Annotated in this window: 13 protein-coding genes; all 13 read left to right on the top strand. The window is 73.2% G+C overall.

The genetic code is table 11. The annotated features are described in order from the left end of the window. The first annotated feature begins 21 nt into the window (after positions 1 to 21). Positions 22 to 474: a hotdog family protein gene (locus AC0666_RS25065; RefSeq protein WP_356846262.1), complete on the top strand. Its 453-nt coding sequence runs from the start codon at positions 22 to 24 to the stop codon at positions 472 to 474. Next, complete coding sequence (locus AC0666_RS25060) at positions 471 to 1,757, top strand: beta-ketoacyl-[acyl-carrier-protein] synthase family protein (protein ID WP_478708325.1); 1,287 nt, start codon at positions 471 to 473, stop codon at positions 1,755 to 1,757. The genes AC0666_RS25065 and AC0666_RS25060 overlap by 4 nt, the downstream gene beginning before the upstream one ends. Further along, the gene (locus AC0666_RS25055) at positions 1,754 to 2,209 is read left to right on the top strand and encodes a 3-hydroxyacyl-ACP dehydratase FabZ family protein (protein WP_356846260.1); all 456 of its coding nucleotides are present in this window, start codon (positions 1,754 to 1,756) and stop codon (positions 2,207 to 2,209) included. Before AC0666_RS25060 ends, AC0666_RS25055 begins: the two co-directional genes overlap by 4 nt. Further along, a complete protein-coding gene (locus AC0666_RS25050) occupies positions 2,206 to 3,492 on the top strand; it encodes a beta-ketoacyl-[acyl-carrier-protein] synthase family protein (protein ID WP_361716229.1) in 1,287 nt (428 codons plus the stop codon). The genes AC0666_RS25055 and AC0666_RS25050 overlap by 4 nt, the downstream gene beginning before the upstream one ends. Positions 3,493 to 3,538: 46 nt before the next feature. Next, positions 3,539 to 5,911, top strand: coding sequence for a beta-ketoacyl synthase N-terminal-like domain-containing protein (locus AC0666_RS25045; RefSeq protein ID WP_468971843.1), 2,373 nt, complete (start codon positions 3,539 to 3,541; stop codon positions 5,909 to 5,911). 2 nt (positions 5,912 to 5,913) lie between these two features. Beyond that, positions 5,914 to 7,023: a 3-oxoacyl-ACP synthase III family protein gene (locus tag AC0666_RS25040; protein WP_361716223.1), complete on the top strand. Its 1,110-nt coding sequence runs from the start codon at positions 5,914 to 5,916 to the stop codon at positions 7,021 to 7,023. A 40-nt stretch (positions 7,024 to 7,063) separates the two neighbouring features. Beyond that, complete coding sequence (locus AC0666_RS25035) at positions 7,064 to 7,933, top strand: ester cyclase (RefSeq protein WP_478708324.1); 870 nt, start codon at positions 7,064 to 7,066, stop codon at positions 7,931 to 7,933. A 125-nt stretch (positions 7,934 to 8,058) separates the two neighbouring features. Continuing rightward, entirely contained in the window at positions 8,059 to 9,051 is a 993-nt protein-coding gene (locus tag AC0666_RS25030; RefSeq protein ID WP_468971907.1) for an aldo/keto reductase, read from the top strand. 34 nt (positions 9,052 to 9,085) lie between these two features. Further along, positions 9,086 to 10,279, top strand: coding sequence for an FAD-dependent oxidoreductase (locus AC0666_RS25025; RefSeq protein ID WP_468971841.1), 1,194 nt, complete (start codon positions 9,086 to 9,088; stop codon positions 10,277 to 10,279). Between the two features lie 45 nt (positions 10,280 to 10,324). Then, complete coding sequence (locus AC0666_RS25020) at positions 10,325 to 10,978, top strand: thermostable hemolysin (protein WP_468585625.1); 654 nt, start codon at positions 10,325 to 10,327, stop codon at positions 10,976 to 10,978. Beyond that, positions 10,968 to 12,596, top strand: a complete 1,629-nt coding sequence (locus tag AC0666_RS25015) for an AMP-binding protein (protein ID WP_468971838.1) — start codon at positions 10,968 to 10,970, stop codon at positions 12,594 to 12,596. The genes AC0666_RS25020 and AC0666_RS25015 overlap by 11 nt, the downstream gene beginning before the upstream one ends. Continuing rightward, a complete protein-coding gene (locus AC0666_RS25010; protein WP_468585627.1) occupies positions 12,593 to 13,501 on the top strand; it encodes a TauD/TfdA family dioxygenase in 909 nt (302 codons plus the stop codon). The genes AC0666_RS25015 and AC0666_RS25010 overlap by 4 nt, the downstream gene beginning before the upstream one ends. A gap of 70 nt (positions 13,502 to 13,571) precedes the next feature. Beyond that, positions 13,572 to 15,083 carry an MFS transporter gene (locus AC0666_RS25005; protein WP_468971836.1) on the top strand — a complete coding sequence of 504 codons (1,512 nt, stop codon included), beginning with the start codon at positions 13,572 to 13,574 and terminating at the stop codon, positions 15,081 to 15,083. Positions 15,084 to 15,128 lie beyond the last annotated feature (45 nt).

Below are 15,128 nucleotides of genomic sequence, written 5' to 3'. Positions count from 1 at the left end.
GAACGGAAGAAGAAGACGACGATGCGATTCCACCTGATCGACCGGATCGAGTCCTGGACCCCCCGCGAGCACATCACCGCACGCAAGGTCACCACCGTCGACGAGGACTACTGGCAGGCCGCCCCGGCCGGCCCCGCACTGCCCTTCGGCCTCGCGCTGGAGGCCCTGTGCCAGTCGGCGACCTGGCTGATCATGCTCAGCACCGACCACCGGCTGCGCGCGGCGCTGCTCGCGGTCGGCGAGGCCACCGCGCACCGCGCCGTGGCACCCGGCGAGGTGCTGCGCATGGAGGCCCGGATCGAATCGATGAACGACGAGGCCGCCATCCTGGACGGCACCGTCAGCGTGGACGGCGAGACCGTCCTGGAAGCGAGCGGCATCCTGTGCGCGCTCATCGACGCCGAGCGCCTCGACGACCCGGCGAACACGGCGCGCATGGCGCGACAGCTGCAGGGCGGAGGGCCGGTGGGATGAGCGGGACCAAGCGTGTGGCCATCACGGGCATGGGTGCCGTCACCCCGCTCGGCAACGACGCGGACAGCACCTGGGAGGGCCTGTCCACCGGGCGCAGCGGCGTCGGGATGCTGACCACCTTCGACGCCTCCGGGTTCCCGGTACGCATCGCCGCCCAGGTCAAGGACTTCGACGCGGCCGCCTCCATCCCCGCCCACGTCGGCCGCAAACACCTCTCGCGGGTCGGCCAGTTCGGGGTCGCCGCCGCCTGGGAGGCGGTCCGCCACGCCGGGATCGACCAGGTCTCCGAGGAGGTCTACCCCAGCGACGAACGCGGGGTCGCCATGGGGGCCAGCGTCGGCCGGCCCGAACTCCAGGCGCTCCTGGACATCGGCCACCTGCGGGCCACCACCGGCCGGGCGGATGCCTTCATCTGCCAGCCCCCGGCCGTCACCCTCACCGACGACCAGAACGTGCCGCTGGCCGCCATGGCCCGCATGGTCGGCGCCACCGGCCCGATGATGGGCATCAGCACCGCCTGCTCGGGCTCCGGGCACGCCATCGGGGAGGCGTTCCGCGCCATCCAGGAGGGCGACGCCAAGGTGATGGTCGCGGGCGGCTACGACTCGCTGACCACCTGGCTCGACCTGCTCGGCTTCAGCCTGCTGGGCGCGCTCACCGACCAGTACAACGACGACCCCGAGCACGCCTCGCGGCCCTTCGACGCCAACCGCTCGGGCTTCGTCGTCGGCGAGGGAGCCGTCGCCGTCGTCCTGGAGGACATGGACGCGGCCCGCGCACGCGGCGCGACGATCCTGGCCGAGGTCCTCGGCTACGGCTCCACCCTGAACGCGTGGCGGATCACCGACTCGCCGCCGGACGGCTCCGGCGCGATCCAGGCGATGGAGGGCGCCCTCGCCGAATCGGGCCTGGGCACCGCAGGCGTCGACTACGTGGTGGCGCACGGCACCAGCACCCACGGAAACGACCAGTCCGAGACGGTCGCCATCAAGAAGGTGTTCGGCGCCGACGCCCAGCGGATCGTGGTCAGCGCCCCCAAGTCCATGGCCGGCCACCTCACCTCGGCGAGTCTGGGTCTCGGGGTGCTCGCCGCGGTCAACGCGATGCGCCACTCGCTGGTGCCGCCCACCGTCAACCTCGACGAGCCCGACCGCGGGCTCGACCTCGACTACGTGCCGCACACCGCCCGCCCGATGCCGGTGGGCGCCGCCCTCATCAACGCCTTCGCGTTCGGCGGCAGCAACACCAGCATCGTCATCGGCGCCCCCCGGGAGGAAGCGTGAGCACCGCCGCCGACGCCGCAGCCACCCTCGGGGCCGCCACCCTCACCTCGCTCGCCCCCGGGGTCTTCCAGGGCTTCGACCGGCTCGTGGAACTCGTGCCCGGCGAGCGGGCCGTGGCCGTCCGCAACATTCCGAGCACGCTGCCGGTCTTCGACCACCACTTCCCGCGCCACCCGATCCTGCCCGGCGTCCTGCTCCTGGAGACCATGGCGGCCCTCGCCAAGGCGGCGGCCGGCTCCGACACCCCGTGGCGGCTGGCCTCCGTGGGCGGTGTGCGCTTCAAGCACTTCGTCGGCCCCGGCGACCAGGTGGAGATCACCGCCGAGGTGACGCAGCGCACCCAAGACAAGACCGACGTACGGGCCACCGCCCGGGTCGGGGGCCGTGTGGTTGCCGCCGCTCGCGTCCTCGCCCTCGTGAGCGCCGAGAAGCCCTGGGAGGGCACAGCATGAGCGACGACAGGCGGCGCGTGATGGTGACCGGCATCGGTCTGATGACCGCGATCGGCCAGGGCGCCGCGCCCACCTGGGAGAACATCCTCGAAGGCCGCAGCGGGATCGGCCCGCTGCGCGCCTACGACCCGGCTCCGCTGCGCACCCCCATCGGCGCGGAGATCCACGACTTCGACCCGGCGCAATGGGCGACCCGGCGCACCCTGCGCATGCTGTGCCGCGGGGACCAGCTGGCCCTGGCCGGGGCCACGCTGGCCCTGCGCGACGCAGGCCTGGACGGGGAGAAGGACCTGGGCCTGCGCGCCGGCCTCTTCCTCGGCAGCAACAAGGAAATGCCGCGCATGGACGAGCTCATCGCCCAGCTGCAGGCCGTCCGCGCCGAGGACGGCACCCCCGACCTGTACACGCTGGGCCGGACCGCCTCCTCGGTGGTCGCCCCGCTGTTCTTCGTCGAGGGCCTCCAGCCCGCGGCCGGCTTCCACATCTCCGAGAAGTTCGGCATCCGGGGCGCCAACGCGTACTTCGCCGGGACCGCCGACTCCGGCGCGATGGCGATCGGCCGCGCGATGCGCACCGTGCGCCGCGGCGAGGCCGACCTCGTCGTCGCCGGCGGCTACGACGACGCGACCGGCTGGTGGGCCATGTCGAAGATGGACGGGCTCGGCGTCCTGTCCACCCGCCCCGAGCTCGGGCAGGAGGCGTTCCGGCCCTTCGACCGCGACCGCAGCGGCTCCGTCTTCGGCGAGGGGGCCGCCCTGCTCGTCCTGGAGGAGCGCGAGCACGCCCTGGCCCGCGGCGCGCACTGCTACGCCGAGGTCACCGGTTTCGGCGCGGGCAACGACTGCGTACGGCCGCCCAGCCCGCAGGCCCGCGCCCGCGGACTGTCCCGGGCCATCACCCGGGCACTGGCCGACGCGGGCGGCGTCTTCCACGACGGCGGCTACATCGCCGCCCACGGCTGCGCCACCGTGCAGGGCGACGCCAGCGAGACCATCGCCCTGCACGACGCCCTCGGGACCTCCGCCAAGGCGGCGCAGATCAGCAGCGTCAAACCGCAGACCGGCCACCTGGTCGGGGGCGCCGGCGCGCTCAACGCGGCCGTCGCCGCGCTGACCCTGGACTCCGGCGTCGTCCCCGCCACGCAGAACCTCCACAACCCCGCCGAAGAGTGCGATCTGGACTACGTCCCGCTCACACCGCGCGAAACCCGGCCCGACAGTGCACTGGCCCTCGCCCGCGGCCTGGAAGGCCAGGCGGTGGCCGTCGCCATGGGGCGGGCCTGATGACGGACATACGGAACACCCTGAAACACCCGGACGGAGTGCGGACATGACCGACGTGTACGAGCACGACACCGCGCCCGAGGGCACCGCCCGGCCGCGGACCGTGGTGGTCTGCGGCGTGGGCGCCGTGACGGCCCAGGGGGACACCGCCGAGGCGCTGTGGGAGGGCATCCGGTCAGGCTTCTCCGCCATCGGCCCCGTACGCGGCATGCCGATGGACGGCTACGGCACCGACATCGGCGGCGAGGTGGAGACCGACCGGCTGCCCGCGTACGACTACCTCGCCTCCTTCGGCGGCAGCGAGCGCGAGCCTGCGGCGGACTTCGCCCTGCTCGCCGCCGAGGAGGCCCTCGCGCAGGCCGGCATCACCGGCCTGCCCGCCGAGCGCTGGGGCGTCTCCTTCGGCTCCTGCAACGGCGGCCTGCGCAGCGCGGAGAAGCTGGCGCGCCGCACGCAGGAGAAGAGCGGCGGCGAGGACGACGGCCGGCACTACCTGCTGGTCCCGCCGCAGGCCATAGCGGAGGCGCTGAGCGGCGCCTTCGGCCTCAAGGGCCCCTCGCTGTCGGTCAACACCGCCTGCGCCTCCGGCGCCCACGCCATCGCCCACGCCACGGAGTCGATCCGGGCCGGGCGCGCCGACGCGATGCTCGTCGGCGGCAGCGACGCCTTCACCGAGACGGCCTGGGCCGGCTTCACCAGCCTCCAGTCGCTGTCCACCAAGCCGGCCGCCCCGTACTCCAAGGACCGCGACGGGCTCTCGCTCGGCGAGGGCGCGGGCATGCTGGTCCTCGCCGAGGAGTCCGTGGCGCGCGCCGCGGGCGCCCCGATCCTGGCCGAGGTCCTCGGCTACGGGCTCTCCGCCGACGGCTACCACGCCACCGCGCCGCACCCCAAGGGCGAGGGAGCGGCCCGGGCGATCCGCGGGGCCCTCCAGGCGGCCGGACTCGGCCCCGAGGACGTCGACTACATCAACGGCCACGGCACCGGCACCGCGAAGAACGACTCCGCCGAGAGCAACGCGGTGCGCGCCGCCCTCGGCGAGGCGGCCGGGGGCGCGCCGCTCAGCAGCTCCAAGTCGATGATCGGCCACCTGCTCGGGGCGGCCGGCGCCGTCGAGGCCATCGTCACCGTCCAGGCGCTGGTGGAGCAGATCGCCCCGCCGACCGCCAACTTCACGGGCGTGGACCCCAAGTGCGGCCTGGACGCGGTGCCGGACGCGGACCGCGCGATGGCGATGGACGCGGCGCTGTCGAACAACTTCGCCTTCGCCGGAGCCAACGCGTGCGTGGCCTTCGGCAGACCGGCCGGGCGCCGCTTCACGCCCGCGCCCGAGCCGGCCGCGGAGAAGATCGTGATCACCGGCTTCGCCGCGATCACCTCGGCCGGCGAGGGGGCCGAGGCGTTGTGGCAGGCATGGCAGGAGGGCCGCCCGCTGGGCACCGAGGAGGGCGGAGTGCGCGTCGCGCGGGCCGACTTCGACCCGGCGGCGTACACCACGCCCGCCGAGCGGCGCCGCATCGACCGCCTCAGCCAGTTGGCCATCGCCTCCTCCCGCATGGCCCTGGAGCACGCCGGCCTCACCGCCGACGAGCGGGTCGGCGTGGTCCTGGGCACCGGTCTGGGTCCGATGCGCTCCATCGAGCAGTTCCTGCTGCCGGTCCTCGGGGGCTGCCCCGACCACGGCAGCCCGGCCGTCTTCCCCAACACCGTCTTCAACGCGGCGGCCGGCCAGGTCGCCATGAACGTCGGCGCCAAGGGCCCCACCTCCACGGTGACCACGGGCCACGCGGCCGGGGCCTCCGCCCTGACCGTCGCCCACGACCTGCTGGTGCAGCACCGCGCGGACGCCGTCCTGTGCCCGGCGGTGGAGGACCTCTCGCCGGGCGTACTGGAGGCCTACCGCGGGCTGCCCCTCTTCGAGGACGCCGGCTACACCCTGGCCGAGGGCGGCATCGCCCTGGTGCTGGAGCGCGAGTCGACGGCCCGGGCCCGCGGGGCGCGGATCCTGGCCGAGTTCGCCGGGCACGCCACCGCCTCCGACGCCCAGGGCATCGGCCGCTGGGACGACCGGGGCGAGGGCGTGGAGCGGGCGATGCGCCAGGCCCTGGCCCACGCCGGGGTGGAACCGGCCGAGCTGACCGCGATCTGGGCCAATGCGGCCGGGCTGGGGCGGGCCGACGGCCCCGAGGCCCTGGCCACCGGCCGGCTGTCCGCGCAGGCGGACTGCCCCGTGCACACGCCCAAGCGGACGCTCGGCGAACCGGTCGGCGCGGGAGCCCAGCTGGCGGCCCTGCTCGCGCTCACGAGCTGGGACGGCGGCCGGGACGGTGGCCGTGGCAGCGGCCCGGTGCTCATCAACAGCTCCTCGCTCGGGGGCACCCACATCAGCCTCGTCCTGCGTCCCGCTACGGAGAACTGACCATGTCCACACCTGCCGACCGGCACGTATCGATCCTCGCGACCGGCGCCCACCTGCCCGGCGACCCGCTCGACAACGACGACCTGGCCCGGATCTGCGGGCCGCTGCCCGACGACGTACTGGAGGGCATCCAGGTCCAGCGCCGGCACTGGATGGTGGACCCGGCCACGGGTGAACACCGCACGAGCACCTCCGCCATGGCCACCGCGGCCGCCCGCCAGGCACTGGAGCGGGCGGGCGTCGAGGCGGCCGAGGTCGACCTGATCGTGCTCTCCACGGCCAGCCCCGACTACCTGCTGCCGGTCGCCGCCACCTACGTGCAGGAGCAGCTCGGCCTGGAGGGCTGCGCGGTCATCGAGGTCCGCGCCGGATGCGTCGGCGCCGTCCAGGCGCTCGACATCGCGCGCCGCCAGCTGGCCGACGGCACCTACCGGACCGCGCTCGTCATCGGCTCGGAGTCGGTCTCCCCGCTGCTGGCCCCGGTCTTCCTCGGCCGCGACCCGTACAGCGTGCGCATGCGCGACCGGCTGACCGTCTACACCTTCGGCGACGGGGCCGGGGCCATGGTGCTGCGCGCGGGCGAGGAGGGCTCGGCCCACGAGGGCAGCCGCCAGGTGTTCGCCACCCGCTCCATGGGCGGCGCCCGCAAACCCGGCATGCTCATCGTCGGCGGCGGCACCGACGTGCCGCTGGCCGAGCAGCAGCAGCGCAAGCGCCTGATGGACATCAGGCTCGACATCCCCGGCACCGCGCAGTTCGGCCCGCGGGTCTTCGTCGAGGGCATCCACGACATGCTGCGGCGCTCGGGGCTCGCCCTCGACGACATCGACGCGTGCGTGCTGCCCGAGGGCAACGCCGAGTACTTCGCCAGCGAGTACGGCACGGCCGGGCTGTCGGCCGCCGACCAGGCCACCCTCAGCAAGATCATCGTGGAGAACCTCACCGACGTCGGCGCCACCGGCTCCGCCGCGGTGCCGCTCGCCCTCGACGCCGGCTGGACCGAGGGCCGCATCAAGCCCGGCGACACCGTGCTGCTGCTCGCCATCGAGGCCAGCCGCTACCTGTACGCGGGCCTCACCCTCACCTGGGACGCCCCCACTCCCGCCCGCTGACGCCCACCTCGCCAAGTGACCACGTAAGGATGGATGGAACGTGTCGATACAAGAGACCGAGCGCACCGGCGTGAGTGTCGAGGAGCGCAACAAGAAGACCATCCGATCGGTCTTCGACACCTTCGTCAACAAGGGCGACTTCTCGATCGTCGACGAGATCTACAGCCCCGACATGGTCGACCACCAGCCGCTGCCGGGCGCACCGGAGGGCCTGGAGGGCGTCAAGTACACCATCGCGGGGCTGCGGGAGGGCTTCCCGGACCTGCACGTGACCATCGAGGACATGAGCGCCCACGGCGACCACGTGGTCATCCACAACACCTGGCGCGGCACCCACCTCGGCGAGTTCCTCGGCATGGAGCCGACGGGCAAGTTCATCGAGTTCCAGGGCGTCGTGGTGTGGCGGCTGCTGGACAACGGCCTGATCGCCGAGCGGTGGGGCATCGGCGTCGAGTCCAACATGCTCTCCGTGCTCGGCATGCGCCGGCTCGCCCCGGCCTCGCGCGGCGCCGCGCGCGCCGCCGCGCGCCGCACCGTCAAGCCGGCCACGGTGCTGCTGCCCCTGCCCGAGGGGCGGGCCGGGCGCTGGGCGCAGGTCCAGGAGCAGCTCGCCGGTGCGCGCCTGCGCGCGTACGAGGCCTCCCGGCGGCGGGCCGGGATCCTCCAGGAGTCCTTCGCGGTGCAGGAGCTCGGCGGGCAGGACGTCGTGGTCCTCCAGCTTGAGGCCCGTGACCCGGCGGGCGCGGCGAAGCGGCTGCGGGACTCCGAGGACGCCTTCGACGTGTGGCTGCGGCAGGAGGCGGCCGAGGTGTTCGGGACCGACCCGTGGGCGCGGCTGGCGCAGGGCGGTGCGGCCGCCCAGGGCCACAGCTGGTCCTCCGTCACCGCCGAACTGGCCGCGAAGGGCTGACACACGCGCAACGACCCCTTGAGGCCGGGTGCTTGCACCCGGCCTCAAGGGGAGCTCGGCCACTTCTCTAGTCTAGCAACGATAGAATCTCAAGCGACGACAACCCACCGGGAAGGCGCACGATGATGCGGCAACGAAAGCTCGGCAGCCAGGGTCTTGCGGTATCCGAGCAGGGGCTCGGCTGCATGGGCATGACCTTCGCCTACGGGCCGGCCGACGACCAGGAGGCCCTGCGCACGGCCCACCGCGCCCTCGAACTCGGCGTGAACCTGCTCGACACCGCGGACTTCTACGGCCCGCACACCAACGAGGAGTTCGTCGCCCGGGTCATCGCGGGCCGCCGGGACGACGTCATCGTCTCCTCCAAGGTCGGCAACGAGGTCACCGAGGACGGCACCATCACCGGCAGGCTCAACGGCCGCCCGGAGTACATCCGGGCCTGCGTCGAGGGCACCCTGCGGCGCCTGGGCACCGACCGGCTCGACCTGTACTACCTGCACCGGGTCGACCCCCAGGTCCCCGTGGAGGAGTCCTTCGGCGCCCTCGCCGAACTGGTGGCCGCCGGCAAGGTCCGCTACCTCGGCATCTCCGAGGCGGCCGCCCCCACCATCCGCCGCGCCCACGCCGTCCACCCGCTGACCGCCGTGCAGACCGAGTACTCGCTGTCCACCCGCGACGTCGAGGTCAACGGCGTCCTGGAGACGGTGCGCGAACTCGGCATCGGCTTCGTCGGCTACAGCCCGCTCGGCCGCGGCCTGCTGACCGGGGCCATCCGCGGCGTCGAGAACCTGGCCGCACACGACTTCCGCCGCATCGCCCCGCGCTTCCAGAAGGAGAACCTCGACGCCAACCTGCACGTCGTCGAGCAGCTGGAGGCCCTGGCCGCGACCAAGGGCATCACCACCGGGCAGCTCGCCCTGGCCTGGGTCCTCGCCCAGGGCGAGGACGTGGTCGCCATCCCCGGCACCAAGCGGGTCAAGTACCTCGAAGAGAACGCGGCGGCCTCCGCCGTCACGCTCAGCGCCGAGGACCTCGCGGCGCTCGACCGGATCGCCCCCCACGGCAGCACGGTGGGAGACCGCTACCCCGCCGGCGCCATGGCCACGCTCGACGGCTGAGCCATGCCCTGCCAATCCGAAGGTGAGTGAGTGCATGACCACGGCGAACATCACGATCATCGGCGGTGGACTGGCCGGCCTGGCCGCGGCGATCGCAGCCGCCGAGAAGGGCGCCACCCGCATCACCGTCCACGAGGCCCACTCGCACCTGGGCGGCCGCGCCCGGTCCGCGTCCGGGCCCTACATCACCAACGACGGCCCGCACACCATCATGGACAACGGCCCCGTCTGGCAGTGGCTGCTCAACCGCGGGCTCGCCGGACGCTACGTACGGCTGTCCTTCCACGAGTGGACGCGGATGCGCTTCCGCCACCAGGGCAAGCTGCGCATGACGCTGCCCGGCGGCTACATGAAGATGACCTGGATGCACCGGGACATCGAGGTCCCCGTCGACCGCTCCTTCCAGGACTGGGCGAGCGAGCGCTTCGCCCAGCAGACCGTCAACGAGGCCCTCGGCTTCCTCGGCCCGATCCTCTTCGACGGGGACCCCGGCCGGCTGTCCGCCGCCTTCGTCTGGGAGCGGCTGCTGCGCGTGGGCACCCCCCGCTTCCCGCTGCCGAGCCGCTACTTCATCGGCGGCTGGGGAACCGTCATCGAGCGCATGGAACGCGTGGCCAGGCGGCACGGCGTCGTCATCGAAACCGGCTCGCGCATCACCGAACTGCCCACCGACGGACCGGTGATCGTCGCCACCTCGCTGGCCTCCGCCCGCAGCCTGCTCGGCGACAGCTCGCTGGACTGGCCCAGCGGCACCGCCGCCCTCGTCGACCTGGCCGTGACCCGCTCCAAGAAGGACGGCAACGTCTCCTTCGACATGGACGAGGGCGGCTTCACCTCGCAGTACTCCGACCACGATCCCTCGCTCGCCCCCAAGGGCCAGGCACTCTTCCAGGGTGCGATGCCCCTGCGGCCGGGCGAGTCCAAGGCCGAGGCGATCGGCCGCCTGGAGAAGCTGTTCGACCTCACCACACCGGGCTGGCAGGACCGCACCCTGTGGCGCCGCGACGGAGTCTCCCGCGGCCGCACCGGAGCCCTCGACCTGCCCGGCCTCAGCTGGCGCGACCGCCCCGCCATCGACCGGGGCGACGGCGTCTACCTGATCGGCGACGCCGTGGCCGCTCCCGGCATCCTCGCCGAAACCTCCGTCAACAGCGCCCTGCGGGCCGCGGAACTCGCCGTCAGCACACAGCCGGCGGCCAGGCGTTCCGCCGCCCTGCTGGGGCGGTGAGCACTTCCCTCCGCTCCCACTCCATCCTCTAAGGCGGCGCAGCACATGAGAATCACGCTTTCGCAGCGCGGTACACCGGACTGGCAGGTCGCTGCGGACATGGCACGGGAGGTGTTCGCCAAGCAGTACCAGGCCGACATCTCCCCCGACCCCGACGGCTTCCTCGCGTTCTTCGAGAAGAACGAGGACGGCAGGGAGGAAGTCCTCGCCTGTGCGGGCCTGTCCTTCCCCGAGGGCGCCGACAGCATCCTGCTGGAGTGCTACCTCGACGCCCCGGTCGAACAGGTCATCGCCGGCGCCGTGGGAGAGGAGGTCCAGCGCTCCCAGGTCCTCCAGATAGGCAACATCGCCTCCGTCCGGGCCTCCGCGGGCGGCGAGATCATCAAGTCGATCCCCCTCGTCATGGCCTGCCTCGGCCGGCCCTACGCGGTCATGACGATGACCGGCCGCCTCGCCGCCCTCATGGAGCGCCTCGGCTGCGTCTTCCACCCCCTCGCGGACGCCTCGCCCGACCGGCTCGCCCCCGAGGAGGCCGCCTCCTGGGGCTCCTACTACGACACCCGGCCGATGGTCGGCTACGCCAAGGCCGTCGACCAGAGCACCCTGCTCTTCGCCGCGATCGGCCGCTACTGCTTCGAGTCCGTCGACATGAGGCTGCTGAGCAGCCGTCCGGAGAAGGTGCTGACCCGTGCCGCCTGAGACCGCCGTCCTCTCCCTCGCCGAGGGCCTGCTGGCCCAGGCCGACAGCGACGCCGTGATGGTGCGGGTGCTCTCCGCCGACGGAGCCGCCGGCGCCACCTGGCGCTACCGCGACATCATCGGCGCGGCGCTCGTCCTGGCCGGACAGATGCAGGAGTGGGCCGCCGACCACGGCCGTCCGGCCCGCGTCGGACTCCTCGCCGAGAACTCGCCCGAGTGGGTCGTCGCCGACCTCGCCGTCCTGTTCTCCGCCGCCGTCGAGGTGCCCGTCCCCACGGCCTTCGCCGCCGACCAGGCCGCCTCGCTCCTCGATGCGGCCGACATCTGCCTGGTCGACGAGGGCGGCACCCGCGCCCTGGAGCGCTGGGCCAAGGACACCGAGCGGGGCGTCCTGCGGGCCGACTGCCCCGTGGTCCCGATCGACGTACGGGCGCTGCTGGCCCAGGCCGGCGACGGAGCGCCGCGGCCCGAGGTGCCCGCCGAGGACGCCGTCGTCAAGGTCATCCACACCTCCGGCACCACCTCCGCCCCCAAGGGCGTGCAGATCCGCCGCCACGGCCTGGACGCCCTGCTGACCTCGCTGCGCGCGCGCACCGAGCCCGCCGTCTTCGAGCGCTACCTCTCCATCGTCCCGCTCAGCCTGCTCATCGAGCAGGTCGCCGGCCTCTACATGCCCTTCCTGGCAGGCGGTTCGGTCTCCTTCCTGCCCCCCGGCACCGCGCTGGTCGGCACCGCCGCCGACGCCGCCCCCCGGATGCTCGCCCTGCTGCGCCAGGCCCGCCCCACCGCCCTGGTCGTCCCGCCCACGGTCGCCGGCCTCTTCCTCGCGCTGTGCGACCAGCACCCCGAGGAGAGCGTGGCGCAGCGGCGCACGCGCATCTTCGGGCACGAGGCCGGGGTCTTCATCGCCTGCGGCGGAGCGCCCGTCCCGGCCGAAATCCTCCAGCGCCTGGACGCGTACGGGCTCACCGTGCACGAGGGCTACGGGCTGAGCGAGAACTCCTCGGTGGTCTCCTGGAACTTCCCCGGCGAGGTCCGCTTCGGCACCGTGGGCCGCCCCCTGGACCACGTCCAGGCCGAACTCGCCGAGGACGGGGAGCTGCTCATCCGCTCCACCTCGCTGTTCGCCGGGTACACCCGCGAGGACCCCTCCAGCGTCGTCGTCGACGAGCAGGGCCGCCTGCACACCGGCGACCTCGCCGAGATCGACGAGGACGGCTACCTGCGCATCACCGGCCGCAAGAAGTCCATGGTGATCACCGCGAGCGGCCGCAACGTGTCGCCCGAGTGGGTCGAGGCCCGCTACCGGGAGATCGGCTTCATCCGCGAGGCGGCCGTCGTCGCCGACGGGCTGGAGCAGGTCCACGGCCTGTTCGTCATCGAGTCCGGTCTCGAACACGGCCCCGCGCGGCGCCGTATCGAGGAGTTCGGCCGCGAACGCCTCTCCGGCATCGAGCGCGCCGCCGTGGTGCACCTGATGTCCGAGGACGACCCCGCATACGCCACCTGCTTCACCGTCACCGGCCGTCCGCGCCGTGACGTCATCCGGTCCCACGTGCTGCGAGAGCACCGGGCCGGCGAAGGCGCCGAGCCCGCCACGACCAAGGAGAGAGCATGAGCACCGCTGTGAAGACCACCGCCTACGGCACCGGTAGCGGGCTGCTGGTGGAGCCCGTCGAGGGCGGCAGCCTCGCGGACGTGGAGCCCAAGGTCCTGCGCGACCTCCTCGCCGAGGCCGGATTCCTGCTGCTGCGCGGCTTCGACTCGGACATGGACTCCTTCACCACGCTGGTCCAGAACACCTCCACCTCCACCACCCTCGACCCCGCCCGCGACTTCTACTCCGAGGTCGCCCAGAAGGTCGACGCGGGCTTCGACGAGGTCGGCCTGCACACGGAGAACGGCAACAGCCCCTTCCGGGCCCACGTCGCCTGGTTCTTCTGCGAGAAGGCGGCCTCCTCCGGCTCCCAGACCACCGTCTGCGACGGCTACCGGGTCTGGGACGCCTTCAGCCCCGCGGCCCGCGAGGCCTTCGCCGCCCAGGACATCGTCTACAGCCGCTACGTCTCCGAGGCGCAGTGGCGCGCCATGGCCCACCACCTGCTGGGCAAGACGAAGCCCGCCGAGGAGATCAAGGTCGAGGAACTCCTCGCGCTCGCCTCCCGGCTGGACGGTACGGAGATAGTCCCCCAGGAGGACGGCGGCGTCCGCTACTCCTTCCGCACCCCCGCCGCCGGCACCACCGTCTTCGGCGAGCGGCTCTCCTTCGCCAACTCCATCCTGGGCCCCTCCTTCAACTACGAGAAGCCCACCATCACCTTCGCCGACGGCACCGCGTTCCCGCCGGAGCTGCTGGCCGAGGTCGAGGAGGTCACCGCCCGGCTGACCGAGAACCTCGACTGGCAGGACGGCGACGCCGCCGTCATCGACAACACCCGGGTCATGCACGGCCGCCGCGCCATCACGGACCCCGACCGCACGATCTACAACGCCCTCAGCTACATCGAGGCACCCGCCGCCTGACCGGCCCGTGCCCGCCCCGGCATCCCACCGGTGCCGGGGCGGGGACCGGGGCCACACCCGAGGGGACACCATGGACACCGAAAAGCGCGCGGCCCGCCCCGGCGGCGAGCAGGCATCCGCAGACAAGGACAGCGCTGCCGGCCCCACCGCCCCACCGCCCGACCCCAGGCGCTGGCGCCTGCTCGTCTTCGTCGCGCTGGCACAGTTCATGGTGCTCCTGGACACCACCGTGGTGAACCTGGCGCTGCCCGCCATCCAGTCGGACCTGGGCGCCGGCGCCACCGGCATCGAATGGGTGCTGACCTCCTACGTCCTGTGCTTCGGCGGCCTCATGCTGCTGGGCGGGCGCACGGCCGACCGCTGGGGCCGGCGGCGGACCTTCATCGTGGGCGCCGTGCTGTTCACGGCCGCCTCCCTGCTGTGCGGCCTCGCCGACGGCACGGGCCTGCTGATCGCCGCCCGCGCCCTCCAGGGCTGTGGGGCGGCGTTCCTGTCGCCCGCCGCCATGTCCCTGGTCACCACCATCTTCCCGAGCGGCAAGGAGCGCACCACCGCCCTCGCCATCTGGGCCGCGCTCGCCGGTCTCGGCGCCACGCTCGGCGTCATCGTCGGCGGCCTGATCACCGACAGCCTCGACTGGCGGTGGATCTTCTACGTCAACCTCCCCATCGGGGCCGTCGCGGTCGCCGGGGTCCTGGTCCTGGGCTCGGGGCGGACCGAGGCCCGCGGCAGCGGACGCCCCGACCTGCTCGGAGCCGCCACGGTCACCGGCGGTCTGGCGGCCCTCGTGTACGCGGTCGTCAGCATCCAGGACCACGGCTGGAGTTCGCCGGCCCACGTGCTGGCCCCCGCCGCCGCGGCGCTGGCCCTGCTCGGCGCCTTCGTCCTCGTCGAGCGGCGCGTCGCCGACCCGCTGATGCCGCTCAAGCTGTTCGCCACCCGCTCGCTCGCCACGGCGGGCCTCGGCCGGGTCCTGACCAGTGCCGTCCAGGCCTCCGTGCTCTTCCTGTCCAGCTACTACCTCCAGCGCACCCTCGGCTACTCCACCCTCAAGTCGGGCTTCGCCTTCCTGCCGCTCGGGATCATGGCGATCCTGATCACGGCGCCGGCGACCGGCGTCATGCACAAGTACGGGCCCCGGCCGGTGTACCTCGCCGGAGCGCTGGGCACCGTCCTCGGCCTGGTCCTGCTCAGCCAGGCCCCGGCCCACGGCAACTACCTGCTGGACCTGCTGCCCGCCCTGCTGATCCTGGGGGCGTCCATGCAGTGCTGCGGCATCCCGGTCAACGTCCACGGGGTCTCCGACATCCCGCAGGAACAGCAGGGCATCGCCTCGGGCGTCCTGGTCTCCGCCTTCCAGGTCGGCGCCTCGCTCGGGGTGGCCACGGTCGCCACCAGCGCCCTGTCCCGCACCACCGGCGCACTCGAAGCCGGCACCGCCCCGGCGCTCGCCTGGCTGGACGGACTGCACCTCGGCTTCTGGATCGCCGCGGGCATCGCCGTCCTCAACGTGCTCAACGCCTTCCTCGGACTTCCCGGGCGCCGGAGCACCGCCGCGGCCGCCCGGACCCGTACCGCCTGAGCGACCGCCCCCTGCCACCCGCCCGCCCGACCACCCCCGTACCGA

The sequence above is a fragment of the Streptomyces sp. NPDC043680 genome (assembly GCF_056436685.1).
Note: the sequence above shows the minus strand (reverse complement) of the source record. Positions and strands in the feature narration are given on the sequence as shown.

Coding starts and splice junctions, on each gene's coding strand:
- AC0666_RS25065 (WP_356846262.1), top strand. CDS start 22: ATGCGATTCCACCTGATCGACCGGATCGAGTCCTGGACCCCCCGCGAG.
- AC0666_RS25060 (WP_478708325.1), top strand. CDS start 471: ATGAGCGGGACCAAGCGTGTGGCCATCACGGGCATGGGTGCCGTCACC.
- AC0666_RS25050 (WP_361716229.1), top strand. CDS start 2,206: ATGAGCGACGACAGGCGGCGCGTGATGGTGACCGGCATCGGTCTGATG.
- AC0666_RS25045 (WP_468971843.1), top strand. CDS start 3,539: ATGACCGACGTGTACGAGCACGACACCGCGCCCGAGGGCACCGCCCGG.
- AC0666_RS25040 (WP_361716223.1), top strand. CDS start 5,914: ATGTCCACACCTGCCGACCGGCACGTATCGATCCTCGCGACCGGCGCC.
- AC0666_RS25030 (WP_468971907.1), top strand. CDS start 8,059: ATGCGGCAACGAAAGCTCGGCAGCCAGGGTCTTGCGGTATCCGAGCAG.
- AC0666_RS25025 (WP_468971841.1), top strand. CDS start 9,086: ATGACCACGGCGAACATCACGATCATCGGCGGTGGACTGGCCGGCCTG.
- AC0666_RS25020 (WP_468585625.1), top strand. CDS start 10,325: ATGAGAATCACGCTTTCGCAGCGCGGTACACCGGACTGGCAGGTCGCT.
- AC0666_RS25010 (WP_468585627.1), top strand. CDS start 12,593: ATGAGCACCGCTGTGAAGACCACCGCCTACGGCACCGGTAGCGGGCTG.
- AC0666_RS25005 (WP_468971836.1), top strand. CDS start 13,572: ATGGACACCGAAAAGCGCGCGGCCCGCCCCGGCGGCGAGCAGGCATCC.